Origin of the sequence: Paenibacillus camerounensis (assembly GCF_000723885.1) — a bacterium.
Taxonomy (GTDB): Bacteria; Bacillota; Bacilli; order Paenibacillales; family Paenibacillaceae; genus Paenibacillus_AQ; species Paenibacillus_AQ camerounensis.
In genome coordinates this window covers 1-12,683 of the sequence record NZ_CCDG010000019.1, presented here as the reverse complement: position 1 = coordinate 12,683, position 12,683 = coordinate 1, and the positions used below count along the sequence as shown (strand labels likewise).

Below are 12,683 nucleotides of genomic sequence, written 5' to 3'. Positions count from 1 at the left end.
CCCTTTACGCCTCCTGTCCCAAATACGCTTCAATAACCTTCGGATTGTTCCGGATTTCCACCGGTGTTCCGTCGGCGATAAGGACTCCGCGGTCCAGGACATAGATCCGGTTGCAGACACCCATAACCAGTGACATATCATGCTCGATCAGGAGAATCGTCAGATCGAATTCTTCCCGGATCCAGGCTATCAGGTTCATCAGATCCCGGGTTTCATTCGGGTTCATACCGGCAGCCGGTTCATCCAGCAGCAGGAGCTTAGGTCCGGCCGCAAGCGCACGGGCTATTTCCAGACGGCGCTGATTACCATAACTGAGGTTGCCTGCCGTCTCCTGGGCCTGATCAGCGAGGCTGAATATTTTGAGAATATCCATCGCCTTTTGCGTGATTTCCTCTTCACCCTTGAAGTGCTTCGGAAGCCGGAGCATGGAGCTGAATAAGGAATGTCTGGCATGCTGGTGGAAGGCGATTTTGACATTTTCCAGTACAGTCATAGCTGTAAACAGCCGGATGTTCTGGAATGTGCGCGCCGCACCTTTATGATTGATCTTAAAGGGCTTCATGCCGCCTACCGACTCGTTGTTAAGCAGAATCTTACCGGTAGAGGGCGGGTACACCCCGGTTAACAGGTTGAATAATGTTGTTTTGCCGGCGCCGTTCGGTCCGATCAGGCCGATGAGCTCCCCCTTGTTAATATGAAGGGAAACTTCACTCAGCGCCTTGAGGCCTCCAAAGGAACGGCTGGCCCCTTTAACGTCAAGGAGTACTGCTGTCGATGCTGCCATTGCCCTTTGCCTCCTTTTTACCGAGCTTGCCGAAATTAATTTTGGTTTTGCCAAGCAGGCCGCTCGGACGGAAAATCATCATCAGAATCAGAACGATGGAGTAGATAATCATCCGCCATTCCGGGAATTCACGCAGATACGTGTAGAGCAGCGTAACGAATACTGCCCCTACAATAGATCCCGCCGTACTGCCCAGACCTCCTAGAACGACCATTACGAGAATTTCAAATGATTTCAGGAAGTTGAAGCTGCCGGGAGTAATAACATAGAAGGTATGCGCCGACAAACCGCCCGCCATCCCTGCAAACAAAGCACCGATGGTAAATGCAATGACCTTATACAATGTGGTATTAATCCCCATCGCTTCTGCGGCAATTTCATTCTCGCGGATAGCCAGACAGGCACGGCCATGCGTGGAGCGGATGAAGTTGTTAATAAGAATAACCGTGAACAAGGTAAAGAAGAAAATGATTGTCCAGGTGGTTTTTGCCGGAATTCCGCTCAGACCGGAAGCACCGCCTACATATTCTGTATTTAGCAGAACAATCCGGATGATCTCGCCAAAACCCAGTGTAGCAATCGCCAGATAATCGCCGTTGAGACGAAGCGTCGGCATCCCGATCAACACCCCGAAGACCGCGGCCACGATACCGCCGGCAATGATAGCCAGAACAAACGGCACATCGTAATCAAGTGTCAGTATAGCCGAGGTGTAGGCACCGACGGACATAAATCCGGCATGCCCGATCGAGAACTGTCCGGTAATCCCGTTAATCAGGTTCAGCGAAACTGCCAGCATTACGTTAACGCCTACCAGAAGCAGCATTGAGCGGGTTACATCATTGAATATTCCAATTGTTAGGAGAACTTGAACTAAACCATAGAACGCAAGGGCAACGATAATGCCCAGCCAGAATTTTGTATTCAGCTTCTTCATGCTGTTCCCCACCTACACTTTCTCCCGGACATTCTTGCCGAACAGCCCGGATGGTTTGAAGATTAGGATCAGAATCAGCACGGCAAAAGCAACACCGTCACGCCAGGATGAATAGCCAAGCGATGAAATTTCAGTCTCAACTGTTCCCAGCAGCAATCCGCCGACAAGCGCGCCCGGAATGCTTCCGATTCCTCCAAGTACTGCCGCTACAAAAGCTTTGAGGCCCGGCATTACACCCATAAGCGGATCAACCGAGTTATACGTCATACCGAAGATTACGCCGGCAGCTGCAGCAAGCGCCGACCCGATGGCAAAGGTTGCCGAGATGGTGCGGTCTACGTTGATCCCCATCAACCGTGCCGCTTCCATATCAAACGATACGGCCCGCATGGCCTTACCGGTCTTCGTATAACGAACGATATATTGCAGAATAATCATCAGTACAATGGTAGTAATCAGAATCATAACCTGATTGGAATCGACTTGGATCGAACTTCCGAACAGCTGATACTGCTTCTTCACCATAATATCCGGGAACCCTTTCGCTTGCGGTCCGAGGATAAGCACTCCGACATATTCCAGAAGGAACGATACGCCGATCGCTGTTATAAGTGCGGCTATTCTGGTGGACTTGCGCAGCGGCTTATATGCAAGCCGTTCAATAGTGATCCCAAGCAGTGAGCTCATCGTCATTGATATGATCAGCGACAGCAGCAGCACCAGTACCGGAGGAAGCCCGGCATTTGACAGAAACTTGGCACTGTACAGGCCGATGAACGACCCGACCATAAAAATGTCGCCGTGAGCAAAGTTGATCAGCTTGATAATCCCGTAAACCATTGTGTAGCCAAGGGCGATCAGAGCGTAAATGCTGCCTACGGAAATCCCGTTAATTAATTGCTGAATGAAGTACTCCATCGCCATCCCCTTTTCCCCATAGTAATCAAAAAACCCCTTCCTCTGTCTCCCAATCTGTTTTTCTTTCTAAGATGTCATTTATATTAACACATGGTTTTTGGTGCGTCACTAAAAAATGCAAGCTTTTAATATAATTTTCGAAAATTAGCGTTATATTACTTAACAGGTAATGTAAACTATAGGTTACAAAATCTACAAAAGGTATGAAAACGAGAGGATTTCGGAGTAAAACAGAGGATTCAGGAGGAGTGTTCTTTTGAATTTTCTTCCCTTTTCTAATACAATACTTTATTTTCGCTCAAATAATATAACATTTGTCTCTTCACAGCATCAATTCTTCAACTAATTAAAGGAATAACGAGTTACATCGCTAGAATTACATAGGTTCGAATAGTATAATGTAGTTTTAGGCTAGAAAAGCTAACATTCGACACCAAATTGTGACAAACCCCCTCTTTCGCCTTCATCCGAGCCCACATAACTATTTTTGCAAAATATTTAATGCGCAGTATTCCCGAAGAAAGAAATGGGGTAATGCGGAGCTGCTGATGAGGGTGCGGAAGATATTATTTATAGTCCGAAGAGCAGCTTATTGGGCATTCGCGGAAACAATTCTGACAGCCAGATTTCATTCCCACGGCAGCAACAAAAAAAAGCCCCCGGAAAACCGGGAGCTTCATTTCTGTAATTACGACGGAGAGAGAGGGATTCGAACCCTCGCACCGCTTACGCAGTCTAACCCCTTAGCAGAGGGTCCCCTTATAGCCACTTGGGTATCTCTCCAAGAATGGCTCCCCGAACAGGACTCGAACCTGTGACAACTCGATTAACAGTCGAGTGCTCTACCAACTGAGCTATCAGGGAACATTACATGAACAAGGAATAATTTATCATGATTTCGGGTTCGCGTCAAGCGGCGGCATAGAATTTTTATAACGGTTACATTTGGAAGCCGCGGAATCAGGACTTAAACACCTGAACTTCCATCTCCCCCGATTATTGCAGTTAAACATAACTTCCGCCGCTTCAGAAACTACGGCAAAATTCCCCGTCTGCGGGAATAAACACACGCTCCAGCAGCCCTTCTTCAGCCAAACGAGCCTTAAGCATCTCTCGGGTTACGAGACAGTGGTTAATGGCTTCCATATGCACTGCGATAACAGCTGCATCCGGCCCATGGCGGCAGACGTCCACAACATCCTGCTCATCCATCGTAATAGGGCCGCCGGTCATAAAACGCGCACCTCCGGCATTTAAGATAACCACCTCAGGATGATGCGTGTCCAAAGCCGTTTTAACCTCTCCGCACCAGATTGTATCCCCCGCCAGGTACAGCACAGGTTCATTCACTGCCTGAAAAATAAACCCGGACACCTTGCCCATCATTTTCCCTGTCTCTCCGGTCCCGTGCTGTCCTCCTACACGCGTTATAGCGACACCTTGGAAAGCCAGCGGCTCTGTATCAGGCACAGCTGTAACATTAATGAAGCCTTGCCCGCCGATCCTCTCCTGATCCCCTTCCTGGCACAGCACAGGCAGATCATGGGCCAAAAGCGAGACCGCAGCCGCATCCCAATGATCCTGATGAAGGTGGGTTACCAGCACCACATCCGGATTCAGCCATTGCCCTGCGGGAGCAGGCAGCGGCACCAGCGGATTTCTGCGCTCATTGGCGGTGTTGACGATTGGCGGATTGGCCCCCTTTTCGCTTAACATAGGATCTATCAGGAAGGTCAGCCCTCCATACTGCAGCCATAGGGCGGCATTGCGGATCAGTTGAATTTTCATATGTGTACACCTCTTTCTACAGGCTGTCTTCTGCTACAATTCATTATAAAAGCTTTTCATTCTGTATTACATTGCGCTTCGAAACAGATCGGGCATTTCTACTTTCACACGGAAAGGATTCACTCTATATGACCTCCTATATGATCGACGATACCGATTACCGCATTCTGCAATATCTTATCGAGGACTCCACACTCAGCCACAAGGACATCGGGGCACTGGTGCATATGACCGGACAGGCCGTAGGCGCGCGCATCCGCAGAATGCGGGAGCTTGAGATTATCGAGGGCTATACCGTGCGCTGGAATCCGGCTAAAATCGGACTGGGAATCCATGCTTTTGTCACTGTGTTTTTGAGCTCCAACGCCGCACATCCCCCTTTTCAGCAGTTTGCCAAAAATAAAGACAGCGTGCTTGAGCTGCACCGCGTCAGCGGTGAAGGCTGCTACTGGATACGTGTGCGGCTGAAGGGGCAGGAGGAGCTGAATGCTTTTTTGGACGAGCTGCTGGAGTTTGGCAATTACCGGGTGAATTTGGGGATGGGGCAGCTTAAGTAGGGGCAGGTGTCCCGGAGCTCCTAAGTATGAAGCTAGAACACTTTGGACCGAACCTGTTGCAGAACGAACGCATAGCAGAGCACATCATTGGAGACCAAGCTTGTTGCAAAATGAACGCACAGCAGAGCACATCATTGGAGACCGAGCTTATTGCAAAATGAACGCACAGCAGAGCACATCATTGGAGACCGAACCATTGGAGACCGAGATTATTGGAGACTGAACTTGTCGTAGACTGAACTTGTCGTAGACTGAACTTGTCGTAGACTGAACTCATTAGTTCGATTTTCGCCAACTAATTTTGCGGTTTCAGCTGATTTCTAATGATTAGGTGGAAAATCGACAGTTAATCTAGCCGAAAACCCCTATTAGCCATAAATCAGCAAAATTAAGCAGCCTTTATCCAACTAAACCTCTCCCCACCATAGTTTCCGGAGAATTAAGTGACTTTTTTCCAATTAACGATAATGAAATGCTGTAAGCGGATTTCATTGAAGCCACATTAGCAATACCGCTTTGGAGTGCAACATTAGAAAATTAACATTAGAGTGAAGCAACACTTTAGAGATGCAATATTAGAGGTGCAACATTAAAGGGGCAACATTAATGTTGCCACATTAGAAAGGCCGTCGCCCAAGGAATGGAGCTTCCTGAGGCGGCGGCTTTTTGGGTGCTGCATTAAGGCAGGATGAACAGGATTAGTCGTTCAGCAGCCTGCCAGCCCGCAGCAGCCGGGCCAGTATGACCGCCGCTTCGGCGCGGCTGGTGAAGGCCTGCGGTGCGAAGCTGCCGGAAGGCCGTCCCAACATGATTCCGCCGGCGGTCAGGGTGTTCACCGCTTCCTGCGCCCAGGAAGCGATGTCGGCAGCGTCGGAGAAGCTGCCGGGGGTTACTGGTGCTGCACCGGATGCAGCACCAGTGACAAAGGCCTGGCTCGCTAAGGCCGATGCGTTACTAGTTGGAGCCGTGCCAGATACGGCGCCTTCAAGTTCGGTAGTTACTGTAGCAACATTTGCTGCGATGGTGGCCCCAGGTTTGGCGGCTACTGTGGCAACATTTGCTGCGGTGGTAGCTCTAGTTTTGGCGGCTACTGAAGCAACATTTGCTGCGGTGGTAAGTCCAGGTTGGGTAGTTACTGTAGCAACATTTGCTGCGGTAGTGGCTCCAGGTTCGGCGGCTGCTGAAGCATGCACGGCTTCAGGCAGGGCTGAAGCTGACTGCATCAGCTTCAGTGCTCTGGCGGCCATCACCGCCAGCTGCTCCCTGGTGACCGGAGCCTCCGGACGGAAGGTTCCGTCCGCGTAGCCCTGCACCAGGCCCAGACCGGCAGCCGCCTGGGCATCGGCTGCGAACCAGGCGCCGGCCGGCACGTCGCTGAAGGCTGCGGCATCAGCCGCAGCATCCGGCAGCAGGCCAAGCGAGCGCACCAGCATGGCCGCGAATTCGGCCCGGCTGACGGTTTGCTGCGGCGCAAAATTACCGGCGCCGGTGCCGTTCAGGATGAGCTTGCCTGCCAGCAGCTCAATCTCGGTCTTGGCCCAGTGGCCGGATAGATCGCTGAAGCTGACCGGATGCAGCGCAACGGCTATAACGCCCCCGGCTACGTTGCTCTTTACGGTAACCTTCGTTACCCCGCCGGCCGTCTCAAACAGGGCCGGCACATACCGGAAGGTACCGGTCTGTGCATCGTACAGCAGCGCTGCTGCGCGGTCTGCACTGACCGCTTCGCCCACGGTCAGCGTCCGCTCTGCGTAAGCAGCGCCGAAGCCGCTGACCGGCACGGCGGCTGCGCCGCTGCCGCCGAGTACACTCAGGGTGAAGCCTGCCGGCACACCCTTCACCGCAAGGGCCTGCTTGCCTGCGTCGGCAAGCAGCTTCTCAAGCGCTGCGCCGCCAAGCGGAGCCAGCGCAAATTCCAGCGTGCCGTCCGCAAGGCCGGCCGCTTCAAGCACCCTTTCCGCGCGGTGCAGCGGAAAGCGGTACGCCGCGGTGCCGCTCGTGACCACGAGCACGGCGCCGGGCACTGCCGCAGCCGCGCTCCGCAGGGCGGCTGCACTGAAGCGCGCCGTGCCGCCGGCACCGGCAGCGATAGTGATCTCGCGCTGGCCTGCGGCAGCAGCAGCGCTCAGGCGGGCGTCACCGTCCGCCGCAGCAGCGCCAGTTCCTGCGCTGCCGCCGGAGCCTCCGGTGCCGCCGGGGCTGCCGGACTCCGTATCGTCCGGCTTCAGCACAGCCAGGTCATACACCCGTGAGCTGCCGTTCACGCTCACGCTCAGCAGGGTATTCCCTGCTGCGACAGCCTGCAGCCTGCCGTCCTTAAGACCGGCTATACCTGCTTCCGTGAAACTCCATTCAGCCTGCGCGGTAAGATCCGCACCATTCTGATCCAGTACCTGCAGTTCAGCAGCCGTCCCCTGCTTCAGGGTAAAAGGCCCCTTCTGCCCGTCAGCCAGCTTCACCGTGAACGGCTTAACGGCAGCTGCGATACCCTGATTCTTCTCGCGGATGGTGAACCCGGCTGCCGGATTAGCCAGCAGGTTCATCCGCTCCCCGCGGATAATCAGATTGTCGATCAGCAGACTGCCGGTCAGGTCCGGCGTCACTTCCACACCGCTTGTGCCTGCCCCGTCAATCACATTGTCAGTTAGCACAACACCGTCCAGCCTCATATTGCCGTGCGCAACCAGCCCGGAGAAGGTACTGTCCAGTATGGTATTGCCGCCGATCTGGATATCGGCATTCAGATTGCTCTCGCCTGCATACAGCCAGATGGCTCCTAAATTGACGCCATAACCGGAATCATAGCTGCCTGTACGAAGCAGTGTATTACGTTCTACCACTGTAGTTCCATGGAAGGGCTCCGCCGAGAAACGGGTCGATACAGCAATACCCGCACCGTTTGTTACGGTGTCTTTGACAATATTATCTTGAATTTTGTTGTCCCGGCCGCCGAAGACGACGATATTATCAGCCAGCCAAGGCAGCGCAACGGTATTGAAGCGGGCTGTATTATTGAAGCTCGGCGTCCGCTCGCTGCCGTTAACGTCTTTCAGCTTATCATCGGTAAAAGACCACATGGCAATCCCGTCATCACCCGGATAGCGGATGTCGCTCTGCTCCATCATGCTGTTGCCTGTGCCTACGGCAAAGTTAATGCCGTCCGCCATCAGATTGCGGATGCGCAGGCCGACCATGTGCAGGCCGTCTGTCCGCGCCTTCTCGCCTCCCGGCTGGGTCAGCCACAGTCCGGCCTTCGTGTGCTCGATCCAGACATTCTGGATCAGTGAGCCCTGCCCGAACGCCCCGTGAAAAGCGTTCGTAACCGCCTCATCGTCACGCACATTAATACCGCCCTCAATCAGCAGATCATGTACGCTGATCTCACCTCCGTGACCGTAGAACTTGGCCCCGTTCAGCGTCGTATGCCACATCCCTGCCCCGCGGATGTCTGCACGATACAGGTCAAGCAGGCCGTCGCCGACATTGAAGCTGCCTGCCGGGAACCAGACGCCGCTGCCGGCTGCTTCTGCCGCAGCCAGCGCAGCCTTGAAACCGGCAGTATCATCGCCTTCATCATCAGGGACTGCGCCGTAATCCGTCACAGACAGATAGCCTGCCGGCATCTCAAGTGCAGGGGCAACCTGCTCCAGCTCTGCCAGATCAATGACATAAGAGGCTGCCTGATCCTGCGCACTTTTCTCCAGACGGATTACAGCCCCTGCCGGAGCCTCCCCGATCAGGGCATGAATCTCGTCAAAAAAGCGGTGCCCGCTGCCCTGCCTTGGATCATTCGACCACGGATAGCTGCCGTATTCCCAGGCATATTTGGAGGTCAGGCTCAGCTCCTGACGTTGGCCGTTCACCACCAGCGTCAGCGTCTCCTCAGCTCCTGCCCCGTCCGGACTGTCCGGGATGGAATAACGCAGCACGATAGCGTTCGCTGCCTCAGCCAGGGTGAACTCGATATAATCGCCGGTATCCTTAAGCACCACCGCCTGCCGCCCGGAGGCTTCCGAGGCGACACTGCGGTATTTGCGGGACGGACCTATAAGCTCGCCGTTCGTAACTGCATCCTCTGCCTCATAGCCGATATAAGGCACAGTTGCCCCGCGATAGGCTTTGGCCACACTGTCCTTGACGGTGAGACTGTCAACGGATACCTTACTCCAGTCACCATCGCCGCTGCTGATCGTAACGGTATTCATACCTGCTCTCAGCGCCAGCTCCACAGGTACCTCGTTCCAGTTACCGCTGCCAGCCGTCAACGCAGCTATACCCTGCGGGAGCCCGTTCACCGTTACATTCAGCGCAGCACCTGTAGAAGCTGGATATTTATAACGGAGTACCGCGCTGTACTCTCCGGCCTGCTCCGCATTTACCGCAAACCGCAGCAGTCCATTGCCATGGAAGGCATCCTTGCCGGGATACACAATATCCTTAGGCACCGGCACGAAGCTCCATTGCTCATTGCCGTCCACGGCGAACACTGCACTATGGCCTGCACTGCTGATCCGCATGAAGCCGAGCTTCTCCTCCGTAATCCACTGCGAGGCCTCCCCGCCGCCGGAACCCAGCACAGCAGTACCTTTTTCATCAAGTGAGAGATAGTGGCCGGTCTGCACATTTTTAATCCTTTTGCGGCCGTTATAATCCTGTACCAGCCACTCAGCTTTAGCAGAAAAGTCCGTGCTGTCCGCATAAACCGGCTGGCCATTCTTCTCCGCCAGTACTTTCCCAGCCGGTGATTGCGGGGCGATCCTCACAATGTTGGTATTATCCTGCACCGGTGTGGAGGTATCGCTATTTCGCGCCTCACCGGCCGGCCTGTTGAACTCTCCAGGTGCCGCTTCAAGCGCCCATTGTGCAGAAACCTCGCTGTCCAGCAGCAGGGTGCGCTCGGCATAGCCGGTTTTATTGCTCACATGAATCAGCTCATCGTCATATTCCCCATATAGGCTGCGGATCAGGTAATTGCGGTAATCTGCAGCCAGGCTTATTCTCCAGGCTGAGGCACCATGCTTATCCGGCTCAGCGCTGCCTTCCAGGAACGAATAATCTTCATTCAAGGTCAGATAGTGGCCGGTAGCGCGGTTTACAATAAATTGACCATCCGCTCCGCCAGAAATCGTCCAGTGCGAGTAGCCGTTATCCGCCGCAGGCTGGCCGTACAGCACTACACCATACTCATTTTCATAGAGATAATCGCCGGTCTGCGCGTTCTTGAATCTGAGCGGATACACAGGAACCGCCGGCGGAGCTTCTGTTACCGCTTCGGCGGTAAACCGGGCGCTATCCATACTGGAGGCACCTGCCGCTTTACTGATCCGGATGACCGGTTCGCCGTCTGCACCGGCTGCACCGTACAGATAATGGCCGGCCCAGGCGCTTTTAATAGTAGAAACACCTGATTGCTGCATATCCACCACCCACCGGATGCTGGCCCAGACATCATAGACTGTCTGCTCTGTAGGAACAGCCAGCTCAGGTAACTCCTGCTCGATCGCCTCCCCGAAATTTTGCAGCGAGAGATATCGGCCTGTGCCCCTGTTCTTAATCTTCACCGCTCCGTTTGTACCCGGGATTTCCTGCAGCTGCCATACAAAGCTGTCATCCTCCAGGTCAAGCGTACCGTATGTCGCCTGGCCGACTGTCATATCTGAATCATCTGCAGCCTTAGCAACGTCCGCTCCATAGTGTGACTCCGCTGCCTGCTCCTCAGCATGTTCCAGCTGCGTTGCCCGCCCGGCGGATTCATCCCCTGTCTCTGCGGTCAGCGTACTCTTTTCATCAGAACCAGTATTCTTCACCTCCGGCCCTGACTGATGTGCATACACATCCTCCGTAACCGAAGCCCCTCCTTCCTCCAGCTTCCGCTCATTCTCCTGCACAGCCGGAACAGGACCGTCCTGCAAATACTGATCTTCCCCGTTCACACTGTTAAGCTTGAAGCGGAACAGCTCCTGCTTCTTCTCCGTTACCGGAACAAATCTCCATTTGGGACTGCCCCAATCCGGATTAATGACACCGTATTCGGCATATTTGGTCAGGTTTTGCAGGGAGATATATTTCTCGGGCCGTTTGCCCGGCTCCTTGTCGAGTACACTGGAAATAACGTATGTGCTGTCACCTGTATTTTTTCCGGTCCACATATAGGTCTGATCCACGTTGGCTTTGTCCGCCAGCGGGCTCACCTGAATATGTCCGTCCGGCATCTGCGCTATATTGATGTAGTGTCCGGTCTTGCGGTTCTTGAACAGCTTGCGGCCGTTATACTTTTCCACCAGCCACTGGTCAGAGCCGTCCTCCTGCATATTGCCGTATTTCAGCTGCCCTTCCTTGCTCTCGTACCAGTAAAAAGACTGCCAGCCGTTCTGAATCCGGTAATAATGCTCGGCGTTATCTGTTGGAGTGCTTGGGTCCAGCAGCTGCCACTGCGTCGCAAGTGTACTGGCATCCGTTCCGGCACCGGCACCGCCGCCTGCCAGCATCGCCAGATAGACGCCCGGGCTCTGCACATTCCCAATCGTCTGATAATCATCGTAATCATCCGATTCATTGAATACCCACCGGTCGGAAGGCTGACTGCCGCTGAGTGCCAGTGCTTTTACCGAACCCTCTGTGTAAGTGATATAGTGACCGCTCGCCGCATTGCGCAACCGTTTATGGCCGTCGTAATCCTCGATATACCATAAATAGCTGTTCTCATTTGCCGCCTCCGGTACAATCGCTCCATGCGCCAATGCTCCGCCGGAAGCTTCATAGAGGTAATCCGCCGCCGTCTGTTCATCGGTATAAGCCGCTATCCGCACAGGCTGCAGTTCGGTAACCGGTACAATCGTCCACTGCGCACTGTGATTGCCTGCCCAGCCTGGCCAGTTGTTGGAGCGTACATCATTATCGTCACCGTACTGCGGATTCAGCCACAGCTCTTTGCCCCCGTCTGTCAGCCCGTAATTGCGCAGAGTGATATAGCCTGCCCCATCATCGCCTAAGGCTGCCTCCTGAATCCATTCGCTTAACCCCTTGTCAGCGGGATCAATAGCCTCAGCCGCAACACCGGACCAGTGCTCCGTGTTCTGCTTGATGTAATGCCCTGTCGCACGGTTGCGAATGGTTAAGGTCCCGCCAGCCTCCCCAGGCTCCAGAAACCACTGCGCGGCCTCATTGCCAAGTGCTGCTCTGCCATAGCGTACCTTGCCTTCCTCTTCATACATCACCTGACCGGGACGCATCCGGCTCTCCAGCCGCACCGCAGGTGCTGCGCTCAGATCAACAAAAGCCCACTGCGGACTCTCAAAGGTCACATTAATATCCGCGCTGACCTGGGCATAGCCAAGCTGATTCTCCTGATGGATAACAAGCTTGCCCTCCGGCGCAGTTGCACTGCGGATAACCATGTACCCGCTCCTGTTCGAAAGATCGATCAGCCACTGCTCGGATACGTTCCCTCCGCCTGTACTAGCTGCTGCTTTTAGGGAATCCTCTTTGCCGGCATTACCGGCTAGCGTGATGTAGTGGCCTGTTTTGACGTTTTTGATCCGGGATAGGTCGTCCGTTGTTTCCACTCTCCAGTGTGCAGAGGTATCCGCCGGATTAGTCATCCCGTACCGGATGATCCCTTCGCCGGTCTCATACAGATAATTGCTTTTCCACTTGTTCTTGATCAGGACTGTGCCTGTTGGAATCTGCCCCGCTCCTG

Annotated in this window: 6 protein-coding genes and 2 tRNA genes; 1 reads left to right on the top strand and 7 read right to left on the bottom strand. The window is 54.0% G+C overall.

Annotated elements, in window-relative coordinates:
- Positions 1-4 precede the first annotated feature (4 nt).
- From BN3772_RS07350 to BN3772_RS07325, 6 genes are all read right to left on the bottom strand, one after another.
- Positions 5-784: an ABC transporter ATP-binding protein gene (locus BN3772_RS07350; protein ID WP_042198270.1), complete on the bottom strand. Its 780-nt coding sequence runs from the start codon at positions 782-784 to the stop codon at positions 5-7.
- The gene (locus tag BN3772_RS07345; protein WP_042198444.1) at positions 756-1,721 is read right to left on the bottom strand and encodes a branched-chain amino acid ABC transporter permease; all 966 of its coding nucleotides are present in this window, start codon (positions 1,719-1,721) and stop codon (positions 756-758) included. Before BN3772_RS07345 ends, BN3772_RS07350 begins: the two co-directional genes overlap by 29 nt.
- Positions 1,722-1,733: 12 nt before the next feature.
- The gene (locus BN3772_RS07340; protein WP_425280424.1) at positions 1,734-2,561 is read right to left on the bottom strand and encodes a branched-chain amino acid ABC transporter permease; all 828 of its coding nucleotides are present in this window, start codon (positions 2,559-2,561) and stop codon (positions 1,734-1,736) included.
- A 772-nt stretch (positions 2,562-3,333) separates the two neighbouring features.
- Positions 3,334-3,422: transfer RNA gene (locus tag BN3772_RS07335), tRNA-Ser, on the bottom strand.
- 5 nt (positions 3,423-3,427) lie between these two features.
- Positions 3,428-3,503: transfer RNA gene (locus BN3772_RS07330), tRNA-Asn, on the bottom strand.
- A 162-nt stretch (positions 3,504-3,665) separates the two neighbouring features.
- Positions 3,666-4,427, bottom strand: coding sequence for an MBL fold metallo-hydrolase (locus BN3772_RS07325; protein WP_042198267.1), 762 nt, complete (start codon positions 4,425-4,427; stop codon positions 3,666-3,668).
- 128 nt (positions 4,428-4,555) lie between these two features.
- Here BN3772_RS07325 and BN3772_RS07320 point away from each other — a divergent pair, with 128 nt between their 5' ends.
- Positions 4,556-4,984: an Lrp/AsnC family transcriptional regulator gene (locus tag BN3772_RS07320; RefSeq protein ID WP_042198265.1), complete on the top strand. Its 429-nt coding sequence runs from the start codon at positions 4,556-4,558 to the stop codon at positions 4,982-4,984.
- A 698-nt stretch (positions 4,985-5,682) separates the two neighbouring features.
- Here BN3772_RS07320 and BN3772_RS07315 read toward each other — a convergent pair.
- A partial coding sequence (locus BN3772_RS07315; RefSeq protein WP_052380408.1) for an S-layer homology domain-containing protein occupies positions 5,683-12,683 on the bottom strand: 7,001 nt, incomplete at its 5' end.